The following is a 22,055-nucleotide window of genomic DNA, read 5'->3' on the forward strand; positions in this document are numbered from 1 at the left end:
ATCACGAGCCGCAAACACCGCATTCCGAACCAACCCGCACTTGATTTCAAAGCCGATTCGTGGGCAAGGGGGGGCATGACTGCTCGCATTTACCAGCGCCCGAAGAATGCCATGCAATCGGGCAAAGCGCGTGACCACCAGTGGGTTCTCGAATTTGCGCCGGCCGAGGCACGGCGGCCCGATCCGCTGATGGGTTGGGCCGGCTCGGGCGATACGCAAGTGCAGGTCGTCCTGACCTTCGCCAGCGCCGACGAAGCCAGGGCCTATGCCGACAAGTACGGCATTGCCGCGCATGTCAGCCCGGTGCCGCCTCGGCGGCTCAAGCTGCAGAGCTACGCCGACAACTTCCGCTAGGGTTCCCGGCTTTCGCGCGGGATTGCATTTTCCTGTGGGCGCCGCCATATGCGCCGCGGGAGTCGGGCGGACGTTAGCTGTCGCCAACCTGGTCAGGTCCGGAAGGAAGCAGCCACAACGATGTGCGGCGGGTCGCCCGGCTCCTTTCAATCTTCCCCCGATATGCCCCGCATCCGTGAACGCGCTTCGTTGCGCGAACCCGTCGCGGGCACCACGCCGCTGACTTTGCCGAGGCCGAAGGGCACCATGTTGGCGTAGATCGTCTCGCTGCCGTGGGCGGGTACGACGTAGGTTTCGTGGAAGATGCCGACAGTGCCGTCATTCCCGATGGCTTTGTTGAAGGCGGTCCATGCCGGCCAGTGCTTCTGGTCGCGGGCGCGGGCATAGGCTTCAAGGCTGTCGAAATCGCGCCAGTACTGCAGCAGCGCGATCGTGCGCAGGCTGCGCAGCATGGTTTCGGTGCCGAGGAAGCCGCTTTCGGGATTGCGTGAGAGTTCGGCGATCATCGGGCCCATGGCATTGATCACCGGCCACCACTTGCTCACCTTGTGGAAGTGGTTGATCCGCATGCCGATCACGAAGACGACAAGCGGATCCTGATGGGCGGCGGTCATCCGCCCGGGAGTGATGGTGCTCATGGGCGGGAATGTCCGGTCAGGCGGCTTGCCTGTCAATCCCCGGCAAGGTGTGCGGCAGGGCTTCGACAATCGGCGCGAGAGAGCCTAATCAGGGACCATGGCCGATTCCACCGACATGTTTGGCGATCCCGCTGCGGACGAGCCCGCGGACGATACCCCCTCGGCAGCCGAGCTTGAGGCGGCGGGGCAGGCTTCGATGTTCGGCGATCCCGTGTCGCCTGCCAGCGTGGTGCAAGAGGAGCGGGCGCCGCCGCCGGTCGCGGCCCCTGCGCCGGCACCGTCCGGCCAGCCCTACCGCGTACTGGCGCGCAAATATCGCCCGCAGACCTTTGCCGAGCTTATCGGGCAGGACGCGATGGTCCAGACGCTGGGCAACGCGATCCGGCGTGGGCGGCTGGCTCATGCCTTCCTGATGACCGGCGTGCGCGGGGTGGGCAAGACCTCGACCGCGCGCCTCATCGCCAAGGCGCTCAACTGCATAGGCCCGGACGGGCAGGGCGGGCCCACGATCGATCCCTGCGGCCAGTGCGAGCCGTGCGTGGCGATTGCCGAGGGGCGGCACATCGACGTGATCGAGATGGACGCGGCGAGCCATACCGGTGTCGACGACGTGCGCGAGATCATCGAGGCGGTGCGCTATGCGGCGGTTTCGGCGCGCTACAAGATCTACATCATCGACGAAGTCCACATGCTCAGCCGCAACGCGTTCAATGCGCTGCTGAAGACGCTGGAGGAGCCGCCCGCGCATGTGAAGTTCCTCTTCGCGACCACGGAAGTCGACAAGCTGCCGGTGACGGTGCTTTCGCGCTGCCAGCGGTTTGACTTGCGCCGCATCCAGACGCCGGTGCTTGCCGCGCATTTCGGCAAGGTCTGCGAGGCGGAAAGCGTGCAGGCCGAGGACGAGGCGCTGGCGATGATCGCGGCAGCGGCCGAAGGCTCGGTGCGCGACGGGCTCTCGATCCTCGATCAGGCGATCAGCCATGCCGACATGGCGGGTGGTGGTGCCGTTACCGCCGAGCAGGTCCGCGAGATGCTGGGCCTTGCCGACAAGACCATGCAGCGCCGCCTGTTTGCGGCGGTGATCGGCGGCAAGGGCGACGGCGTTCTCGAAGAAGTGGCGAGCCAGTTTGCGCTCGGCATCGAGCCCACGGCGATGATGCGCGCGCAGCTCGATCTGGTGCACAAGGTGACCGTGGCGCAGATTTCGGATGCGGCGGATGCGCGTTCGGCCGAAGAGCGCGAGGCGCTGGAGGGCTGGGCCAAGCGGCTGGGCGCAGGCGCGCTGCACCGGCTGTGGCAATTGCTGCTCAAGGGCTACGAGGAAGTGCGCGGCGCGCCCGATCCGCTGGTGGCGGCGCAGATGGCGCTGCTCAGGGTCATGCACGCGGCGGACCTGCCGGACCCAGGCGGGCTGATCAAGCAGCTGGAAGCCTTTGCGGCGAACCCGCCGGTTGTCCAGGCGGCGGCTCCGGCCGGCGGCGGCGCTCCGGTGGCGGCAGCGCCGCCCAGCGTGGATGCCGTGCTGGCGCAGTGGGCGGGGCTGGTCGAGCAGGTCGAGCAGATTTCGCCGCTGATCGGTTCTGCCATGCGGCTTTCGGTGCGGGTGGTATCGCTGGCGCCGGGGCGGCTGGTCTATGCGCTGGCCCCGGGCATTCCGGGCGATCCCACAGCAGACATGCGGCGCGGCCTTGAGGGCGCGACGGGCGGACACTGGCAGGTCGAGCGCAGCCATGATCTGGCAAGCGCGCTGCCCAGCCTTGAAGAGACGCGCGCCGCAGCCGCCGCGCGCGAGGAAGCCGCCTTGCGCGAGGATCCGCTGGTGCGCGCGGCCTTTGCCGCGTTTCCGGGGGCTGAAATGATCGACGAGAGCACTATATCGGCGGCGGAACGCAAACCTTGGAGCAAACGCGCATGAAGTCGATGGAAGAGATGATCCAGGCCGCACAGGCCGCCGCCCAGACCATCCAGAAGCAGATGGAGGACGCGCAAGGGAAGCTCGACCAGATCGAGGTCGAAGGCGTGGCCGGGGGCGGGCTCGTGAGGATCAAGGCTTCGGCCAAGGGCCGCGTGATCGGCGTCGCCATCGACGACAGCCTCATGGAAAAGGCCGAGAAGGGCATACTCGAAGACCTGATCGCCGCAGCCTTCAACGATTGCCGCCAGCGCGCCGATGCCGCCGCGGCCGAGGAAATGCAGAAGGTGCAGATGGCTGCGGGCATCCCGCCGGGCTTCAAGCTGCCGTTCTGAGCGCGGCAGGCTGGCGCTGACAGCGTACTGGCGTTATACACAATTGTTACAAAAGTTGAACGGGCCGCCGACATAACGTCGGCGCGCCCCATGAAGGTCGTTTCCCCCTGAGCGCACTTGTCTTGCTTGCTGCCGCCGCGATGGCCAGCACCCCGCCTTCCGATGTTACGCCGCCGGCTGCCGCCCCTGCTGCGCCGGTTGCCACGCCGGCTCCGCCTGCCGCACCGGCAGCCGCTGCGGCACCCGCACCGGCCAAGGATGCGCTGCCGCCGCTTGCGGGCGAGATCGTCGTTTCAGGCACGATCAAGGCGCCGCCCGAGGACCCGCTCGCAAAGGCGAACGAGACAAGCTACGAAATCCTGCAGACGGTGGACGACAAGCTCGTCGGGCCGGTGGCCAGCGGGTATCAGAAGGCCGTGCCGCGACCGCTGCGCATGGCCTTGCGCAACTTCATCCGCAACGTGCGCGAACCGGTGGTCGCGATTGCCTATGTGCTGGAGTTCAAGCCTGGCAAGGCGGCCGAGACGGTGGCCCGGTTCGGCATCAATTCCACGATCGGCCTTGGCGGCACGATCGACGTTGCACGCAGCAAGCCATTCAACCTGCCCTATCGCCAGAACGGCCTCGCCAACGTGCTGGGCTATTATGGCGTGGGGCCGGGGCCCTACCTGTTCCTGCCGCTGGTCGGCCCGACGACGGTGCGCGACTTGTTCGGCCTGATCGCGGACCGGCTGGTGCTGCCGCTGGGTGTGGGCACGCCGTTCAACAAGCCCTGGTACGCGATCCCGATCTACACGATTGACGCGCTCGACTATCGCAACGAGGCGGATGAGGACTTCAAGCGCCTGCGCAATGCGGCCGATCCCTATTCGACCTACCGCCGGGTCTACCTGCAATCGCGCATCGACCAGATCGAGGCGCTGCATGGGCGCGGGCCGCTTGCGAAGGGGCAGACCCGCTATGGCCCGTTCGCGCGGCCGATCGGTGCAGCGGCTGCGCCCGTCTCGGCAGCGGAGAAGCGGGTAATCGAGGCTGACGACAAGGCAGCGGATGCGGCGGCGGCGGCGGAGCCGGTGCAGCCCGCTGCACCCGCTGCAGAGCCCGCGCCGGTCGCGCCGCCGCCTGCTCCCGCAGCGCAGCCGCCCGCGCCACCGGCGCCGGTGTTCAAATCCGAGCCGGTGGTGCAGCCGACCCCCTGAGGTTTCCGGCTTGCACCCCGGCGAGCACCTGTTTGCGCAGCAGCGTTTCCCGGTATAGCTTTCCCTGAAGCCATGGGAGAGCGTTTCGATGACGCGGCTTGCGGTTGTTCTGGCGCTCGTGCTGGCCGCCTTGCCTGCAGCGGCCAAGGCCTGCGTCTGGCTCCCGGTCGGCAATCCGTCCGTTGCGGAACAACGCCACTGGTCCCGCGTGCAGACGAAGCAGCTGCAGCGTGAGGCGGCGAAGCGCCTCTCATCAGGGCAGGTTGCGGTCGACGATGAGCTGGCCGAGCTGCTGGTCCCCAATGTGCGCCCGATCAGGCTGTGGTTCAGCGATTGCGGACCTGAAGGCGAGCTCGATCTGGCCGGCGGCATCCAGGGGTACAATGATAACCTGTTCGACGATCCCCGGCTCAAGGGCATCAAGCGGGAGAATCATGCGCGCGTGCTGCGCGAGTATCAGGGGCAGACAATCCTCGGGCCGGCCTGCAACGCCGAATTCCGCCGGCGCTTTGCCGAATGGCTGCAGGCGGAGCTTTCGGCGGCCGACCGGGAGAAGGCGTGGCTCTTCCTCATCGCGCGGAAACGCGAAGCGGACCACACCGGGTTGAACGTCTACCGCCGCCTGGTCGCGTTTGAATACGGCACCCGCCGGCCCCCGATCCGCTGGGTGAGCGAGAACCGGTGGATCGCCAGAGATCTTGAACGCTTCAAGCGCAAGAAGGCGGCTGGCCGCCGGCTCGTGGCGGCGATGGCGGCGTTCTGGGCGCGGCAGGAACCTCTGCTGGCATCGGACGAGGCGGTGTGCCCTTCCGCCCTTGCGACCTACCGGAGCGACCGGGAAAACGTGATTTCCACGATCCTGCGCGAGAGGGATGAACAGGTGGAGCGTTGGCGGCAAAGCCGGCGGGCAGCACCGACGCCCTGAACGGCGGCTACCTGCGCCCTCATCCACAATCCCGGCACTAGGGGCCATTGCGGGCAGGGAGGCGGGCTCCCATATTCACTTTCAAGAGAACCTGCCGTTCTTTCTCCCGACGGCAGGGCGAATGGAATTGAAGATCATGGCTCAGTATCCCTTGCTTCCCCTGCGCGACATTGTCGTGTTCCCCGGCATGGTCGTGCCGCTGTTCGTCGGCCGTGAAAAGTCGGTCGCCGCGCTGGAAACCGCGATGGCGGGTTCGAAGGAAATCTTCCTCCTCGCGCAGCTTGATCCCGGCTGCGACGATCCCGACCGCGACGATCTTTACGATACCGGCGTGGTCGCCACGGTCCTCCAGCTGCTGAAGCTGCCCGATGGCACGGTGCGCGTGCTGGTCGAGGGTCAGCAGCGCGCGGAGCTGAAGGCGCTTACCGCCGCGACCGTGGCGGAGGGCGAGCTGGTGCTCGCAGACGTCGAGCTGGTCGAGCCGGCTGACGTCTCCGGCCCCGAGATCGCCGGCATGATGCGCTCGGTGGTCGAGCAGTTTGGCGAATATGCCAAGCTCTCGAAGAAGCTGCCCCAGGATGCGGGTTCGCAGCTGGGCGATATCGAGGATGCCGGCAAGCTGGCGGACGCGGTCGCCGCAAACCTCGCCGCGCGTGTGTCCGAAAAGCAGGCGGTGCTGGCCGAGGCCGATCCCCTCAAGCGGCTCGAGATGGTGCTCTCCTTCATGGAGGGCGAGCTTGGTGTGCTGCAGGTGGAGCGCAAGATCCGCGGGCGCGTGAAGCGCCAGATGGAAAAGACGCAGCGCGAATACTACCTCAACGAACAGCTCAAGGCGATCCAGTCAGAGTTGGGCGGCGGCGATGATGGCGAAGGCAACGAGATCGCCGAGCTTGCCGAAAAGATCGAAAAGCTGCGCCTTTCCAAGGAAGCGCGCGCCAAGGCGACCGCCGAATTGAAGAAGCTGCGCACGATGCAGCCGATGAGCGCCGAGGCGACCGTCATCCGCAACTATCTCGACGTGCTGCTGGGCCTGCCCTGGGGCAAGAAGTCGAAGCTCAAGAAGGACATCGCGGCCGCGCAGGCCGTGCTCGATGCCGATCACTATGCGCTCGACAAGGTCAAGGACCGCATCATCGAGTACCTCGCGGTGCAGGCGCGCACCAACAAGCTGAAGGGGCCGATCCTGTGCCTCGTCGGCCCGCCGGGCGTGGGCAAGACCAGCCTCGGCAAGTCGATCGCCAAGGCGACCGGCCGCCAGTTTGTGCGCCAGTCACTGGGCGGGGTGCGCGATGAGGCCGAGATCCGCGGTCACCGCCGCACGTACATCGGCTCGCTGCCGGGCAAGATCGTGACCAACCTTAAGAAAACGGGCACGTCCAACCCGCTGTTCCTGCTCGACGAGATCGACAAGCTGGGTCAGGACTTCCGCGGCGATCCCGCCTCGGCCCTGCTCGAGGTGCTCGATCCGGAGCAGAACGCGAAGTTCCAGGATCACTACCTCGAGCTCGATATCGACCTCTCGGACGTCATGTTCGTGTGCACGGCCAACAGCCTCAACCTGCCGCAGGCGCTGCTCGACCGCATGGAGATCATCCGGCTCGAGGGCTACACCGAGGACGAGAAGGTCGAGATCGCCGAGCGGCACCTCATCGCCAAGCAGATCGAGGCGCATGGGCTGAAGGAAGGCGAGTTCACGCTCGAGCCGGTGGCGCTGCGCGACCTCATCCGTTACTACACCCGCGAGGCGGGCGTGCGCACGCTGGAGCGCGAGATCGCGCGGCTGGCAAGGAAGGCGCTGCGGCGGATCCTCGAGAAGAAGGACACCGCTGTCACCATCACGCCGGAAAACCTCGCGGACTTTGCCGGCGTGCGCAAGTTCCGCCACGGCATGTCGGACGATGAAAACCAGGTCGGCGCGGTGACGGGCCTGGCCTGGACCGAAGTTGGCGGCGAGCTGCTGACGATCGAAAGCGTGACGGTGCCCGGCAAGGGCGCGGTCAAGACCACCGGCAAGCTCGGCGAGGTGATGAGCGAGAGCGTCCAGATGGCGTTCAGCTTCGTCAAGGCGCGCGGGCCGCAGTACGGGATCAAGCCTTCGGTGTTCAACCGCAAGGACCTGCACATCCACCTGCCCGAAGGCGCGGTGCCCAAGGACGGGCCAAGCGCGGGCGTTGGCATGGTGACGGCAATGGTCTCCACGCTGACCGGCATTCCGGTTCGCGCCGATGTCGCGATGACCGGCGAGGTCACGCTGCGCGGCCGGGTGCTGGCGATCGGCGGGCTCAAGGAAAAGCTCCTGGCGGCGCTGCGCGGCGGCATCAAGACGGTGCTGATCCCCGAAGAGAACCGCAAGGACCTCGCCGAGATTCCGGCCAACATCCGCGAGGGGTTGGAGATCGTGCCGGTAAGCCACGTCGATGAGGTGCTTGCCCGCGCCCTGATCGCGCCTACCGAAGCCATCGAGTGGACCGAGGCAGACGAACTGGCGGCTGGGCCCCAGCCCGTGATTGCGGGCGGAGCGGCGATCCCCACCGCCCACTGACCCTGCTTCATCGCGGGGTGCAGCATGTTGCAGCATGCTGCACCCCGCAGTGCAGCATTAACGAAGGTTTGCTCCACGCCTTCCATTCAGCGGGTTCAGGAGCTCCGTCTCGTCACGAAAGGGCCAGATTCCGCCGATAAATCGGCGATTCGGGGCGTTTTTGGCTTTGACAGCCGATTCTTTCTCGGCTCTCTTCGCGCGACCCGAATTTCGATTCAGGCAGCCGGTTGTTTGCATAAATGCCAATGGGGGTTCCGCAATGAACAAGAACGATCTGATCAGCGCTGTGGCCGACGCGAGCGGCCTTACCAAGGGTGATGCAACGAAGGCGGTCGAAGCCGTTTTCGACAGCGTGACCACCGCGCTGGCCAAGGGTGATGAAGTGCGTCTGGTTGGTTTCGGGACCTTTTCGGTTGCCAAGCGCAAGGCCTCCACGGGCCGCAACCCCCGCACGGGCGAACCGATGTCGATCAAGGCTTCCGCCCAGCCGAAGTTCAAGGCCGGCAAGGGCCTGAAGGACGCCGTCAACTAAGATCGGGAATGGTTCGGCGCGTGGTCTTCCAGCCGCGCGCGTACCGCACCAAAAACGCCGGCCCGGCCATCCGGGGCGGCGTTTTTGTGTCTGCGCTTCCGGACCGGTTGAGCGGCCGGGCTACTTCGCCAGCTTGATAAGTGCTGTCGGCGCGGCGCTCGTGCGCACATCGACCTTCCAGTCGAGCCGGGTCAGTCCGCCGGCCGCCTCAGCTTGCGGGCCCTCGTCGGTGTTGTTCGCCAGGATCTGCCCGTCGGTGCGCACGGTGAAGGTGCCCTCGGCGATCGGCGGCCCGTCTGCGCCAGGCTTCGCGCCCGGCTTGCCCGTGCTCTTCATGCCGCTCATCGCCCCCGCCATGGCACCGAGCCCGGGCATCACGGGGTTTGCCGCAGCCGTGCTGAACGCAGGCGCATCGACCCGCACGCTGCCATCGGCGCGGCGGATGACCGAGACGAACGGCATGACCATCGGCAGGCGTTCGATGGTGGGAAAAGTGAAGTCATGGTCGAGCCTGCCGCTTGCGGTGTAATCCACCTCAAACTTGCCGCCGCCCTTGCTGACGACCGACGCAAAGCCCTGCTGGCGCGCGAGGCGCTGGGCAAAGGCTTCGGCCGCCTTGGGATCGTCGGGATCGATACCGCCCATCATGGACTGCATCATCTTGCGGTTCTGCGCGTCCTCGCCCGCCTTTGCGGCCCTGCGTTCCTTTTGCTCGTCGCTCCACTTCGCGCGTTGCTGCGCGATTTCGGCCGCCGAGCATTCATGTGACTCGTCGGTCTGAGGATCGGTGCAGGGCTGCTGTTCGAAGGGTTCGCTCAGCAGATCGCCGGCCGGAACGTCCCGCGTGCCCTTGGCGCCCTGCGCCAGCGCCGCCAGCACGATCTCGCCTTTGTAGTGGAACGTGAACGTGCCGTCGCGCCGCAGCACAAGATCGCTGGCGAACTTGCCCGGCAGCACCATGCAGCCGGCCAGAAAGAGAAGCATGGCAGCGGCGCCGATAGCGGCTGTGATCCTGCGATTGGCAATCATGGCAGATCCCCCGGTTCCGCGGGGTGAAGGCCGGCTGCGTCAGTCGGTCTCGTCCCGAGTCGCGACAGCATAGAGCGCAATTGCTGCCGCATTCGAAACATTCAGGCTTTCCACCGCGGAAGCAATCGGCAGCCGGGCAATCGCATCGCAGTGCTGCGCGACATTGTGGCGCAGCCCTTCGCCTTCCGCGCCGAAGACCAGCGCGACGGGCCCGGCCGGCACCGCCGAGGGAAACACGGCCTCGCCCTCGCCATCGAGCCCGATCCGCCAATAGCCGGCCTCGGCGATCTGCTCGAGCGCGCGGGCGAGATTGACGACGCGCACCCACGGCACGACTTCAAGCGCGCCCGAGGCAGACTTGGCCAGCGTGCCGGATTCGGGCGGAGCGTGGCGGTCCTGCGTGATCAGCGCGGCGACATCGAACGCGGCGCAGCTCCTCAGGATCGCGCCGACATTGTGCGGATCGGTGACCGAATCGAGCAGGACCAGCGTGCGGCCTTCGGCTTCTTCGAGCACATCGACCAGCGCGACATCCTCGAGCGCAAGGCATTCAAGCACCAGCCCCTGATGCGGCGCATCGCGCGCGACGAGGCGCGCAAGATCGGCCGCCTGCGCGTACTCGACGGGCAGAGTGGAGGGCAGTTCGGCCTCGTTGTCGTCAAGGAGCGACTGGATCGCCTCACGCGTGCCCCAGAGCTTCTTGGCCGAGCGCATCGGGTTCGTCAGCGCCGCCTCGACGGCATGGCGCCCCCACAGTCGCACCGCACCGGTCGAGGCCCGGCCGGAGCCGCGCCCGCCCTGCATGCGCCCCGCGCGCCCGCGCATGGGCTTGCTGCGGCCGGAATTTTCATCGCGCTTGGGCATCGTTGAGGCTTTCATGCTGGAAATTATTGCGCGGGCCATGCCAGTGGGCCCATTGACAGGCAAGCGGAGCTTCGCCAAAGGGGCGCCTCACTCGGCCGGAGCCGCTCTTTTTCGAAAAGGCGTGGCGCACAATCGGGAGCATGCTCCCGGACCGGCAGCACTGGTGTGGACAGGTGGCCGAGTGGTTAAAGGCAGCAGACTGTAAATCTGCCCGCGCAAGCGTACGCTAGTTCGAATCTAGCCCTGTCCACCACCAGCCGTTCCGCCAAGCATCGCAAAACACCGGAGAAACCCGCAGAATTTTGCGACATTTTTCCCGTGCGAGCCCGCCTGTGACCGCTGCATTCCGCCTGCATCCGAGGGGGACGGGAAGACCGCGGGAGAGGACGTTTTTGGGTAAATGATGGGCAAGTTCACGGCTCTGGCGATCTCGGCAGCGTTGACGAGTTCCGGCACCTACCTTGAACGGTAAACCGGTGCCTTGCATTGGCAAGTTCACGCCAATGGGCGCGTAACTTCGTCACCGGTGGCCACCGGGACTGGTAGCGACCGAGCCTGCGATGGGCACCGCTTTGTCCAGCATGGCATCCGCCAGGAGGCGCCGCTTCATCTTGTCCGTCCTCGGCCAATCGCAACGGGACGAAATTACCAGTGGCAGGTCACCGGCTTCGGGCCTTCCAGCGGGCAGAACCGCTCCACTTCGCTCGAAGGCAGTTGGCAGCTTGCGGATGATTTTGCTTGGGAAAGCACCTTGGAGAGGTGGTGCCGCTTAGGTGATTCGAACACCTGACCCCATCATTACGAATGATGTGCTCTACCGACTGAGCTAAAGCGGCGTGCCTTGTGGGCAGGCGCGCCCTTTAGCCAGTGGATGCCCGATAGGCAATGGCATTTCGCGGAGCGCGGGGGGCAAGTTTGCTCGCGACCGTGCTGGCAGACAGGAACCGGGCGGCGCGGGTGCAGTCGGGGCTTCCGCGCGCTCCGTCACCGCTGTGCGGCCGTGGCTTCGGGGTATCCTCGGCGGCGTCACGCTCTGGCGGACGCGCGCAGACCGGTGCGCACGACGAGGCCGAGCGCCAACATGCCGAAGCTGATGAGACAGCCCGACCAGCCGACGTAGCGCACGCTGCTGTAGAGCACGCCCGCGCAGCCGGCGGCGAACAGTAGCGGGAGGAGCGGGTAGAGCGGCACCTTGTAGGGACGGTCGATATGCGGCTGGCGCGTGCGCAGGACGACGACGGCAAGGCCGCTCATGGTCAGGAACAGCCAGTAGATCGGCGACAGGTAATCGACCATGGTCGCAAAACCGCGGCCCGAGGCCGCACCCCAGGCGATCAGCGCGAGTTCGACCGCGGTCTGCACAAGGATCGCGGCACGCGGCACGCCCTTGCTCTGGTCCCACTGGGCAAGGCGGGCGAGGGCGGGTTCGTCCTCTGCGGCGGTGTAAAGCGTGCGGCCGCCCACGATGATGAGCGCGTTGAGGACGGAAAAAGCGGCAACCGCGACGCACAGGACCATCGCCGTTTCGCCCGCCGTGCCGAACGCGCGCGCCATCAGCGCGGCTGCCGGTGCCTCGCTGGCGGCGAGCCCGGCCATGCCGAGCCCGCGTACATAGGCCCAGTTGGCGATCATGTAGAGCGCGGTGATGAGCACCATGCCGCCGAACAGGGCGCGGGTCATGTCGCGGGGGCTGCGCACTTCGGCGGACAGCGTGGCGGCATCGTTGAAGCCGCCGTAGGCCAGCATGATGAAGACCATCGCCTGTCCGAACGCGGCGAGGCTGACGGGCGCTGCAGGCGCGCGCGTGACCTGCTGCGGCGGCACGCCGAGGTGCGTCAGCCACAGCGCCGCACCGCCGAGCGCGAGGAGCGCGGCGACGTCCATCGCAACCATCGCGATCTGTGCGCGCGTCCCTGTCTGCACCCCGCGCAAGTTGAGCGCGGTGAGCACAATCACCATCGCGCCCGCCACAAGGGCCCGGGTGAACGGGCCCATCGGCACGAGTTCGGCAAGGTAGTCGATCCCGACGAACGCAAGCAGCGCGCCCGAGGCGGAGAAGATCACCGCGAAGCGCGACCATGCGAAAAGCCAGGCCGCATCGGCGCCGAAGGCTTCGCGCAGGAAGCGGTAATCGCCGCCCGTATCGGGATAGGCGGCTGACAGTTCGGCATAGCAGAGCGCGCCGATGAGCGCGAAGAGCCCGCCCAGCGCCCAGGCCAGCATCAGTGTGCCCTCGCTGCCAAGGCCCTGCGCCACGCTTTGCGGCGTGCGGAATATGCCTGCGCCGATCACCATGCCCATCACCACGGCGGCGGCGGCAGTGGTACTGAGCACGCGCTTGGGCTGGTGGTGCGGTGCGGGTTCGGGGAGGGAGTGCATCGCGCCAAGGCTAAAGAGTTTTGGCGGCGGGGGAAGGCGGCATTTGCGCCCGCGCCGCTCTGGCTCCGGAATGGGGCGGTCTCCATTCGCCAAGCGGCTGGAATGCAGGCATAGTCTCCGGGCGCAGGCGGAGACTGACATGGCGTTGAAGGCGACCTACGATGTGGTCAACACGGCGGCTGTTCCGCAGTTGGTGGCCAACCTCCTCGTGGGGCTGTGCGACGAGGCGCTGAAGCAGTGGGGCGAGAAACTCGCCGGCGATGCCGATATCGCGATCCGGCTCGAGATCATCCATGGCGGCGAGACCCAGGTCCTGGCCGATGCGGGGCCCGATGCCGGCGCCGTGCTCAAGACTGATGGCGACATCAAGTACTGGGTCAGCGCGGTGGCGCTGAAGTTGCAGGGCAATGTCATCAAGAACCCGGATAATGCGCCGGACATCGTCATCCGGGTCAATGCCGACAATCTCTCGCAGGTCTTTCTCGATCCTACGCCCGAAACGCGCGGCCCCGTACCGGCGAACAAGTATGACGGGCTATCGATCATCCTGCACGAACTGGGCCACGGGCTCGGCTTCAACGGCTTCTTTGACGACGCGACCGGGACGTTCGCGGAGAACTACAAGTCTCCCTTCGATTACCGCATTGTCGCCGGCAGTCCTTACGCCAGTTTCAATGGCCCCACGAGCAGTCGGATCCTGGGCGGAATCCCGCTCACCAAGGGCAACGGCAACCATTATGGCAACGACCCTGGCGATCCGCGCGGCGGCAATATCCTGCTCGGGCTGATGAACGGGCTCGGTGCGGTCCCCGGATATGCCTACGATATCGGCGCGCTCGATCTGGCGATGCTGGCCGATACCGGGCTCGGCACGATCGGCAATGATGTGCTCGACATTCCGTTCCTGCCGATGATGCGCGGCGGGGCCGGCGATGACACGATCACCGGCGGAGATGGCGACAACACGCTGATGGGCGAGAGCGGGCGCGACGTGATTACCGGCAGCGCGGGCGATGATCGCCTGCTCGGCGGGACCGAGGTGGACAACCTGACCGGCGGGGCCGGCAACGATATCCTCGACGGGGGCAGCGGCGCGGATGTCATGGCGGGCGGTGCGGGCAACGACACCTACCTCGTCGATGACACGGGCGACCTTGTCTATGAGACCGATTCCAGCACGGGGCTGGTGGTCGATCCCGGCGGCAAGGACGTGATCCGCTCGTCGGTCGCGTGTGATATGACCGCCTACGGCCGCCAGTTCATCGAAACGGTTGTTCTCACCCGCACCGCAGCGGTGGATGTGATCGGCAACGCGCTCGCCAATCGCATCACCGGCAATGCCGCTGCCAATGTGCTCTCGGGCGGCGATGGCGGGGACGTGATCGCGGGCGGCGGGGGTGACGACACGCTGATCGGCGGCGCAGGCCGCGATGTGCTGACGGGCGGCGCCGGGGCAGACAGCTTCGTGTTTGCCACCGCGCCGGTGCGCGGCCTCTCGCTCGATGTGGTGCGCGATTTTGCCGAGGCCGATGGCGACCGGGTCGCGCTGAAGTTCGCGATGTTTGCCGCTGCAGGTTTCGCCGGGGTGCTGGCGGAGGACGCGTTCTACGCGGCGGCGGGTGCCAACCGCGCCCACGATGCCTCTGACCGTATTCTCTACAACACCGATACCGGCCGCCTGTCCTACGATCCCGATGGCACCGGCCCGCAGGCCGCCATCGCCTTTGCTCAGTTGCGCGGTGCGCCGACACTGGCGGCGCACGACATCTGGCTGGTGGCCTAGGGGCAGGCCTCAAGGTCGCGCCCAACGCCGCAGTCGCGATCGTCTACTGCGCCGATTTCACGGTGATCGATTGGCGCACCACGCCCGATTTGCCGCCGAGCGTGACCGTGACGGGCGCTTCCAGCCTGATCTTGAGCGTGGCGGCCTGCTGCGGATCGAGGTCGAGGCGGTATTCGCCCGCAGGCAGGCGTTCGAACAGGAAGAAGCCATCGGATTCGCTGCGCGCGCGGGCGGCCAGCGTGCCGTCGGCGCGCAGCAGCCGCAGCTGGAGGCGCGAGACGGCGCGGGTGCCGGATTCGGCACGGAAATAGGCGGTGCCCTCGATGTCGCTGAGGGTGACGATGGCAAAGTCGCTGGTGTGGATGCGGCCCGGGCGCGGCACCACCTCGATCCCCGGGCGCGCGGGGGCAAGCGCGATATCGGGCATGGAATCGCCGTCCACCCGGATCGAGGCGCGCGCCCCGTCGCCCAGCCCGGCGACGAAGGCGCGGCCATTGGCGTCGGTGCGGGTTTCATCGGTGCCTGAAAGGAAGGTGACACCCGCCACCGGCGCTTCGCCGGGATCGCGCAGACCGTTGGCATTGGCATCGGCAAACGCGCTCACCGCCACTGCCCCGCCGCTGGTGAGGCCGGGCCGTGCGATGAAGCCGCGGCCCGAAAGCGGGTTGCGCCCGAAGCTGAAGCCGACCCTGAGCGCGAGCGAGAAGTTGCGTGTCGGAAAGCCGTAGGACCCGTCGAACGCCACGTTGACCGGGCCGATGCGGCGGATCGCCGAAAGGCCGAGCGTGGTCTGGTGTTCGGCCAGCGTGTGGGTGATCCCGCCGCGCACCAGCGTGCTTTCGCCGAAGCGGCGGTCGGCCTCCACCGTCACCGATTGCAGGTTGACCCCGGGGGCAAGGCCGTAGCCGAGGCTGGCGCGGTAGCGCGTGCGCGAGCCGGACAGCGTCGCAAGGTCGAAGGTGCCGATCAGGCGGTTGCTGGTATCGGTGCCGCCGGCGATGTTGGGCGCGCTGGTGTGGTTGTAGTCGAAGGTGTTGGAGAGCAGCACGCCGCCCAGCGGCAAGGTGGTGCGCAAGGCGGCATCGGTCTGGCGCCGGCCATCGGCAAATTCTATCCGCCGCACCTGGCTGGTGATCGGCATGATCCGCGCATGGGTGCCCGAGCCGAGGTGCAGCGTGGTGTTGAGATTGAGCTCGGTCGCCCGGCGCAGCGGCTCGCCGGTGAAGGCGCGCACTTCGTCGATCGCGCCGCCGCCGTATTCGGCGTGGTTGAGGCTGTAGCCAAGGCCGAGGAGCTTGCCGCCGAGGCCCATCTCGACCGTGTGCCCGCCGGCGTCCTGCAGGCCGAGATCGAGCCGCAGCGCGGTCGCCCCGATGCCGGTCCTGAGGCCGGTCGCGGCAAGCCAGTGGTGCTTGCCGCCGCTTGCCCAGGTCGCCGCGCCCATCGTCGCGGTGACGGCGCGGTTGATGCCGTAGCCCAGCTCCGCGGTGGCGCGCCACGATCCGAAATCGGGGGCGGCGCTGAAGCGTGGACCGCGTACGCCGAACAGGTTGGTATCTTTCTGCGCCGCGCCCAGGCTGTAGATGAACTGTCCGGGCGCAAGGCGGCCATCGCCGACGCTGATCTTGCGCACCACTTCGCGGCGCTGGCCCTGCGGCCCGTAGAACACGAGGCGGAACACGTTGAGCCCGAAATCGACCGGCACTTGCAGGAAGGCATATTGCCCGTTCACCGGCGTGCGGGTCGATCCGATCAGCGTGTTGTTGCGGTAGAGCTCGACTTCGTAGCCATCGAGCAGATCGCCGCGCAGATCGACCGCGTCGAAAATCGAGGCCTGTTCGAGCGGCGCATTGGTGATGAAGGCGCCGCGCCCGCTTACCCCGCGCAAGCCGATAGGCAGCGCGCCGGTCGCGACATCGCCGAGCTGGAACTCGGTTGCCTTGAGCGGACCCAGCAGATCGCCATCGGGATCGCGCCGGCCCAGCTCGAGGCGGGCGGCGGTCAGGCCGTCGCGGGTTGAAAGGCTGGTATAGGCGCGCGCGGTCATGAACGCGATATCGCCGGAAAGGCGCAAGTCCGCTTCCAGCCGCGCACCGAGATCGTCGTCGGTCAGCGCGCGCAGTTCGGTTTCGCCCATCGGCACGGAAAGGCCGCGCCACGGCGTTTCCTCGCGCGGGAAGCGAGCCGGGCCTTCGCGGCCCGACCGCGAGGCAAGCCGCTCACGGTCGGCCTCGCGGGCAAGGCGCTCCTCGAAGGGAAACGGCTCGCGCGTCTGCAGCGTGATGGTCTGCGCGCGCAGATCGACCTTGAGATCGAGCGGGAAGATATCGCCGATGCGGTCGGCGCGGACATAGAGTTCGCCTTCGTAGGCCACCGCATCGCCCTTGCCGAGGGCGAGCGGCCGGCCGGCGACGACCAGCGTGCCATCGCGCAAGTTGAGCGCGAGGGTGCGCTTCTCATTGAGGAACCAGCCGCTGGCATAGTGCCCGTCGTCGCTCACCGCGATGGGCAGATCGAGGAAGCGGGTGAGGGCGCCCAGCGGCAGATAGACGCCCTCGCGCAGGCCATAGGCGACGATGGTGTCGCTCATCCCGGCCCCTGGGGTCTCGATCTGGAGGATGAGTTCGTCGTCCTCGCTGATCACCGGCACCTTGGTGGCCGCGCCAAGGCCGGCAGAATCGGTGATGTTGGCGCGCTGCGACGATGCGGTGAGGGCGGGTTTCGGGCCGCCAGGGCTGGCGGGCAGGCCGAATCGGGGCTCGGGCAGAGCGCTGCGGCTCGCGGCAAAGCCGGACGCCGCCGCTGCGGGGAGAGCGGCGGCCGTGGTCGCGAGGTAGGCGAGGCGGGGGGGCGCCGGTGCGGATGTAACGGGCGCCCGGGTCGGAGGCGGAGGCGGGTGCGGCGCTGCCGTGGGCGCTGGGCCGCCAAAGGCAGGGCGCGGGAGGGCATCGGCGAGGCTTGTCTTGTTCGGGGTCAGAGCCGGGGCTGGGGCAGTGGTAGGCGGTTCGGGCTCGGCCTTGGGCGCGGCGATCTTGCTGGCGGGCGGCTGGGGCGAGGCCGCTGTGGCCGGGGGCGGCGCGGGTGTCGCAGCAGGAGCCGCATCGGGCGGGGTGGCAGCGACAGCAGGCGGCGCAGCAGCGGGCGCTTCGGCCAGCTGCGCCTCATCCATCGCGGGTGCGGGCGGGCCTTCGGGCGGGATTGCGGGCGGGGCTTGCGGGATCGGCGCGGCCTCAGGCGGTTGGGCCACGGGCTCTGGCGGAGGTGCCTCTTGCGGGGCGACTTCGGGAAGCGTTGGCGCTGCCACTTCTGGTGCAGACGGGGGGGAGGGTGCCGGTGCCGCAGCCGCAAATTCCGGCCCCGGCAGGGCTTCCGGCGCCGCGAACACGGCAGCCTTCTTCGGCGCGGCCCGCTTCGCAGCGGCCTTCCGCGCGGGCGCTGCCGCCGCTTTTGTCACCGGGGCTGCGGCCTCGGCAAAGCGCGGTTCGGGTAGCCGCGCCGGCCGCCGCGCTTTCCTCGCCTCGCGCACCGGATCGGCGGCGGGGCCATCCGGCGGGCTCAGTTCACGGCGCGCGGTATCCCCCGCGAGCGCGAGGGTCGCGCCCAGCACGACCCGCAAGCGTCCGGAGGATCTGGTATCGCCCCCCCCGCGCCGGTTCACGGCACGACGAATTCCTGCCGCGCGAGCACTTTGCCGGGTGACATGTCGTCATCCACATAGCTCACCGTCCAGCGGGTCCCGCGGGCAAGGAAGCGCGGCTCGGTCGCCGGGTCGATCAGCACCTGCACCGCACGCTCGGGGATCTCGGTATAGACGCCGATGCCCTTGACCTCGGCCACAGGCTTCTTCGCGCCCGGGGCCGTCACGATGATGTCGCCGAAGGCCGAACGCGTGCCGTCGCGGGTGATCGTCAGCGAAAGCGCGGCCGGGCTGCCCGCCGCCGCCTTGAACGAGAGATCCTTGAGCCCCGCCGTCAGTGTCGTCTCGCCCACGCGCACGATCACCGGGATCGAGATGCCGAAGCGTGGCACGATCCGCACGCCGATGCCGCCGTTCGCCTCGCCGCCGGCTGCCTCGTCGATGCTGGTGCCGCCGGTTTCAGGCGGAACCGACACCACGGTGAAGTGCGAACGGTATTCGCCCGGCGGGAGATCGGGCGGCACGCGGGCCATGATCCGCACCATCTGCGCCTCGCTGGCCGGCAGCGCGACGTGGCGCGGTGACCAGCGCAGGAAGCCGCTGGCGGTGTGCACGGCATCGCGTGCGGCGCTGTCCTGCAGCGTGGCCAGATCGACCAGCCGCCCGTCGCGCTGCATGGCCATGTCGGAAACGGTGATCTCGTACTCGCCCGCCACCGCTGCGCGGTTATAGAGCCCCACGCTGGCGATGCGGGTGCGATCATCGATCACCACGCGCTTGGGAAAGAGGTTGATGTCGCCCATCCCGCCAACCGCGCCGGCCGGCAGTGCGGCCGGGGCCGGCGGCGCGTCTGGCGCCTCCTCTGCCTGTTTGGCCGGCTGGGCCAGGGCGTTGTTGGAAGAGGGCAAAATAAGGCTCAGCGCCAGCGCGGCGGTCTTCAGGCGCGCTACAGGGCCGAGGGGGCCGGTGGTGTGCAAGGGGTCAGTTCCGGATCAGCGAATTAGGTTAATACCCTTATGGAGAAACCCTGATTCGCTGGCAATCACCGACTACTGATAAGTCACAGTTACCGCATAAGTGCCGGTATAGGTCCCGGTCGTTTGATTTGCGCCGACATTCAGCGTGGCGCCGACCGTGAGGGCGAAAATGCCGGTCGGGCTGAATGCGGTGCCGGCGGTCCAGTTGCTGCGGAAGGCGCTGAGGCGCATGTTGCGGCTGCCCTGGCGCAGGATGGCGACGGTGGGCAGGTCGATGATGAATTGTCGGCCCGGATCACCGTTCACGGTGAAGGTGCCCGCGCGGCGCGGGCCGCTCTGGGCGATGGCCGTGCTGGTCAGCACGCCGCCGGTGGTGGTGATCGCGCCCGAAGGATCGAGCACGACAGTGCCCGCAGCGGTCGGTCGGGTCAGGTCACCGAACGAGAGACTGTCGACCGCCACGATGGCGAGCGGCTTGATCACGACCGCCTGCGCCGCGCCGCTCATGGTCGAGCTGCTCGGAGCTGCGCACGCAGTGCCGGAGAAGGCAACCATGGCGCAGGCCATGGCCGCCATCCCGGACAGAAGTCGCGGGGCGGGTGACATCAGGATGATCCGGTGCGGAGGGGAGGCGAGCATGTCGGGGTGCGCCACTCTGGGCGCACCCCGACCGCTTCGGGATGTCAGTTGTAGGTAACGGTCGCCGGGTAGGAACCGGTGTAGCTGCCGGCTACTTCGGTGCCGGTCAGGGTCAGCGTGCCGCCGACGGTGAACGAGCCGGCACCGCCGCTCAGGGTCGCGTTGCTCGCCGAGGGCGCGGTCGTGAAGGCGATCGAATTGCTGCCGCTGGTCACGCTGCCGCTGCCGGTGGTGATCGCGTACGAACGGTTGCTGTCACCCGCGACGGTGAACGCGTCAGCCGAAGGCGCAACGCCCGGAACCGAAGTGACTTCGCCGGTGTACGAGGTGCTGCCGGCCGCTGTGATGACGACCGAGCCGCCAGCGCCGGTGGTGATCGTGCCGAACGCCAGGGCGGCGCTCGAAACGTGGGTCAGCACGATCGGCTGGACGATGGTGGCCGATGCGGCGCCGTTGGCGCTCGAGGTGTTGCCCGGAGCGGCGAAAGCCGGCGTGGCGGAGAGGAGGGCGATGGCCGAAGCGAGGACGATCTTCTTCACGTGTATGCTCCCGAGTGGCGGCCGTGGCGCCTCCCCCCTGGGCTGCGACACGGCCAAGAAACTGCTGTACGGCGAATTCAGGCTGCATCACCTGTATTCGGTACGTAGAAACACGTATTCGGCGCGAGTTAATGGGTAGTTATTCGCGTTTTTACTTGAAATGTGTTCCAAAATGGGAAAATAAACCTCTGATTAAGGTCTATTTATTCAGTATTAACCATGCAAGTGTCGCAGTTGGATAGAGTAATTGCGCTTTGGAATGCATGGATTTGGCTTGTCTCAGGCTGCGGAACACGCTGCTAGGTGCCGGAAAAATTGAGAGAAATTTTTTGCCGGGGAAGATTTTTCCCTAGCAAAACCGCTTATCGTGCCCAGTGAGCCCCGGCGGACGCGCAAAAAAGCCCGCAGCCGGTGCGGCGCGGGCGGTTCAGAAGCGGTGGGGTGGAGTGGGGGATTCGGGCCGGCCGGGCAAGCGGCTGCTGCGCGTGCCCGCGTCAGTTGTAGGAAGCGGTGACCTGGTAGGTGCCGGTGTAGGTGCCGATCGGCTGCGCGGCACCGACGGCGAGCGTCCCGCCGACCGCGATGTCGAGCGTGCCGACCGGTGATCCGGTGAGTGCGCCGACCGTGAACAGGGTGATCACCATCGACCCGCCGCTGCGGCTCACAGTGGCCGCTGCGGGGAGGGTGACGAAGAACTGTCGGCCCGGCTCGCCGCTGACGCGGAACTTGCCGGCCTGCGGGCCTGCGCTGCCCTGGGCAATCGCGGTGTTGCCGACCATGCCGCCGGTGGTGGTGACATTGCCAGCCGTGCTCACGGTGACCGTGCCCGCCGCGGTCGGCTGGGCCATCACGCCAAAGCTCAGGGGCGCTGTGGCGACGATGCTGATCGGTGTGATGATCTGGGCGCTGGCCGTGCCGGTCACCGTCACCGTGCCGCCGGGGGCCGCAAACGCAGTGCCCGGGGCCGGGAGCGGCGCCACGAGCACGACAAGTGCGGTCAGCAGAAGGCGAAGACGGGGCGTCATGGCATGGCCTTGTTGGCGAGAGCCCGGCTGCCGCCACAGTAGCGGCAGCCGGGGCAATCCCGGGCTCAGTTGTACGTGACAGTCGCGGAGTAGGTGCCGGTGTACGAACCGGCCGGCGCGGTGCCGGTCACCGTCAGCGTGCCGCCGACGGTGAAGCTGGCGGTGCCGGTGGTGCCCAGCGCAGCCGTTGCGGCTGACGGGCTGGTGGTGAACGCCAGGTTGGTCGAACCCGAAGTCACGTTGCCGCCGGTGGTCGTGATCGAGAACGAGCGGCTGGCATCGCCCGCGACGGTGAACTGGTCAGCCGAGGTGGCCGAACCCGGCACGAACGTCACGTCGCTGCCGACCGAGCCGGCGCCCGCTGCCGTGATCGTCACCGTGCCGCCGGTGCCGGTGGTGAAGCGGCCGAAGTTGAGGCTGGCGGCCGCCGGGTGGGTCAGCACGATCGGCGCGACAATCGTCGCGGTCGCGGTACCGTTGGCGGTGGACTGGTTGCCCGAGCCGGCGAAGGCGGGGGTTGCCGTCGCGAGAACGCCGAGCGCGGCGATGGTGGAAGCGAGGATGATCTTCTTCACGTCAAGTGCTCCTGATTGCTGTGCGCCCCGCAACGTCCCGGTCTTGGAGCTGGTAAATCTGTTGTCCATCAGGGCCCCGACTTCCGGCGTCCTGATACGTAAAAGTCCTAATGAAAGATGGTTAATAAAGGGTTTGCAGTTGGAAACCATTTGCACAGACCTCGCATAAAA

General features: G+C 67.4%; 18 protein-coding genes, 2 tRNA genes and 1 other RNA gene. 10 read left to right on the forward strand and 11 right to left on the reverse strand.

The annotated features are described in order from the left end of the window. Positions 1-75 precede the first annotated feature (75 nt). Together AQZ52_RS08035 and ffs are read left to right on the forward strand one after the other, a co-directional pair. Positions 76-354, forward strand: coding sequence for an ETC complex I subunit (locus AQZ52_RS08035; RefSeq protein WP_067908231.1), 279 nt, complete (start codon positions 76-78; stop codon positions 352-354). 55 nt (positions 355-409) lie between these two features. Continuing rightward, an RNA gene (gene ffs, locus AQZ52_RS08040) (signal recognition particle sRNA small type) lies at positions 410-504 on the forward strand. Here ffs and AQZ52_RS08045 read toward each other — a convergent pair. Continuing rightward, entirely contained in the window at positions 501-992 is a 492-nt protein-coding gene (locus tag AQZ52_RS08045) for a DUF4188 domain-containing protein (protein ID WP_067908234.1), read from the reverse strand. The genes ffs and AQZ52_RS08045 overlap by 4 nt on opposite strands. A 97-nt stretch (positions 993-1,089) precedes the next feature. On the opposite strand from AQZ52_RS08045, the gene AQZ52_RS08050 reads away from it, so the two are divergent. From AQZ52_RS08050 to AQZ52_RS08075, 6 genes are all read left to right on the forward strand, one after another. Then, on the forward strand, positions 1,090-2,907 hold the full coding sequence (locus AQZ52_RS08050) for a DNA polymerase III subunit gamma/tau (RefSeq protein WP_067908238.1): 1,818 nt from the start codon (positions 1,090-1,092) through the stop codon (positions 2,905-2,907). Beyond that, the gene (locus AQZ52_RS08055; protein WP_067908241.1) at positions 2,904-3,239 is read left to right on the forward strand and encodes a YbaB/EbfC family nucleoid-associated protein; all 336 of its coding nucleotides are present in this window, start codon (positions 2,904-2,906) and stop codon (positions 3,237-3,239) included. Before AQZ52_RS08050 ends, AQZ52_RS08055 begins: the two co-directional genes overlap by 4 nt. Positions 3,240-3,361: 122 nt before the next feature. Continuing rightward, entirely contained in the window at positions 3,362-4,438 is a 1,077-nt protein-coding gene (locus tag AQZ52_RS08060) for an MlaA family lipoprotein (RefSeq protein WP_240481481.1), read from the forward strand. An 88-nt stretch (positions 4,439-4,526) separates the two neighbouring features. Next, a complete protein-coding gene (locus AQZ52_RS08065; protein ID WP_067908243.1) occupies positions 4,527-5,363 on the forward strand; it encodes a hypothetical protein in 837 nt (278 codons plus the stop codon). 136 nt (positions 5,364-5,499) lie between these two features. After that, a complete protein-coding gene (gene lon, locus AQZ52_RS08070) occupies positions 5,500-7,905 on the forward strand; it encodes an endopeptidase La (protein ID WP_067909689.1) in 2,406 nt (801 codons plus the stop codon). A 259-nt stretch (positions 7,906-8,164) separates the two neighbouring features. Then, a complete protein-coding gene (locus AQZ52_RS08075) occupies positions 8,165-8,437 on the forward strand; it encodes an HU family DNA-binding protein (protein WP_067908246.1) in 273 nt (90 codons plus the stop codon). 120 nt (positions 8,438-8,557) lie between these two features. Here the strand turns inward: AQZ52_RS08075 and AQZ52_RS08080 are convergent, their stop codons facing one another. Both AQZ52_RS08080 and rlmB read right to left on the reverse strand, forming a co-directional pair. Continuing rightward, positions 8,558-9,466, reverse strand: coding sequence for a hypothetical protein (locus AQZ52_RS08080; RefSeq protein ID WP_067908248.1), 909 nt, complete (start codon positions 9,464-9,466; stop codon positions 8,558-8,560). Positions 9,467-9,505: 39 nt separating this feature from the next. After that, a complete protein-coding gene (gene rlmB, locus AQZ52_RS08085) occupies positions 9,506-10,330 on the reverse strand; it encodes a 23S rRNA (guanosine(2251)-2'-O)-methyltransferase RlmB (RefSeq protein ID WP_067908252.1) in 825 nt (274 codons plus the stop codon). A 167-nt stretch (positions 10,331-10,497) separates the two neighbouring features. Here rlmB and AQZ52_RS08090 point away from each other — a divergent pair. Further along, positions 10,498-10,583: transfer RNA gene (locus AQZ52_RS08090), tRNA-Tyr, on the forward strand. Between the two features lie 507 nt (positions 10,584-11,090). On the opposite strand, the gene AQZ52_RS08095 is transcribed toward AQZ52_RS08090, so the two are convergent. Together AQZ52_RS08095 and AQZ52_RS08100 are read right to left on the reverse strand one after the other, a co-directional pair. Next, positions 11,091-11,166, reverse strand: a tRNA-Thr gene (locus AQZ52_RS08095). Positions 11,167-11,356: 190 nt separating this feature from the next. After that, on the reverse strand, positions 11,357-12,709 hold the full coding sequence (locus AQZ52_RS08100) for an APC family permease (RefSeq protein WP_082697627.1): 1,353 nt from the start codon (positions 12,707-12,709) through the stop codon (positions 11,357-11,359). A gap of 139 nt (positions 12,710-12,848) precedes the next feature. Here AQZ52_RS08100 and AQZ52_RS08105 point away from each other — a divergent pair, with 139 nt between their 5' ends. After that, entirely contained in the window at positions 12,849-14,492 is a 1,644-nt protein-coding gene (locus tag AQZ52_RS08105) for a calcium-binding protein (protein WP_067908254.1), read from the forward strand. A gap of 43 nt (positions 14,493-14,535) precedes the next feature. Here the strand turns inward: AQZ52_RS08105 and AQZ52_RS08110 are convergent, their stop codons facing one another. From AQZ52_RS08110 to AQZ52_RS08140, 6 genes are all read right to left on the reverse strand, one after another. Then, positions 14,536-18,150 carry a hypothetical protein gene (locus tag AQZ52_RS08110; RefSeq protein ID WP_156424815.1) on the reverse strand — a complete coding sequence of 1,205 codons (3,615 nt, stop codon included), beginning with the start codon at positions 18,148-18,150 and terminating at the stop codon, positions 14,536-14,538. After that, positions 18,147-19,106: a fimbrial biogenesis chaperone gene (locus AQZ52_RS08115; RefSeq protein WP_067908262.1), complete on the reverse strand. Its 960-nt coding sequence runs from the start codon at positions 19,104-19,106 to the stop codon at positions 18,147-18,149. Before AQZ52_RS08115 ends, AQZ52_RS08110 begins: the two co-directional genes overlap by 4 nt. A 72-nt stretch (positions 19,107-19,178) precedes the next feature. After that, positions 19,179-19,745, reverse strand: a complete 567-nt coding sequence (locus tag AQZ52_RS08120; protein ID WP_082697629.1) for a DUF4402 domain-containing protein — start codon at positions 19,743-19,745, stop codon at positions 19,179-19,181. A 44-nt stretch (positions 19,746-19,789) separates the two neighbouring features. Continuing rightward, positions 19,790-20,284, reverse strand: coding sequence for a DUF4402 domain-containing protein (locus AQZ52_RS08130; protein ID WP_067908271.1), 495 nt, complete (start codon positions 20,282-20,284; stop codon positions 19,790-19,792). 494 nt (positions 20,285-20,778) lie between these two features. Beyond that, positions 20,779-21,309, reverse strand: coding sequence for a DUF4402 domain-containing protein (locus AQZ52_RS08135; protein WP_067908274.1), 531 nt, complete (start codon positions 21,307-21,309; stop codon positions 20,779-20,781). Between the two features lie 65 nt (positions 21,310-21,374). Continuing rightward, positions 21,375-21,884, reverse strand: coding sequence for a DUF4402 domain-containing protein (locus AQZ52_RS08140; RefSeq protein ID WP_240481482.1), 510 nt, complete (start codon positions 21,882-21,884; stop codon positions 21,375-21,377). Positions 21,885-22,055 lie beyond the last annotated feature (171 nt).

Origin of the sequence: Novosphingobium fuchskuhlense (genome assembly GCF_001519075.1) — a bacterium.
Taxonomy (GTDB): domain Bacteria; phylum Pseudomonadota; class Alphaproteobacteria; order Sphingomonadales; family Sphingomonadaceae; genus Novosphingobium; species Novosphingobium fuchskuhlense.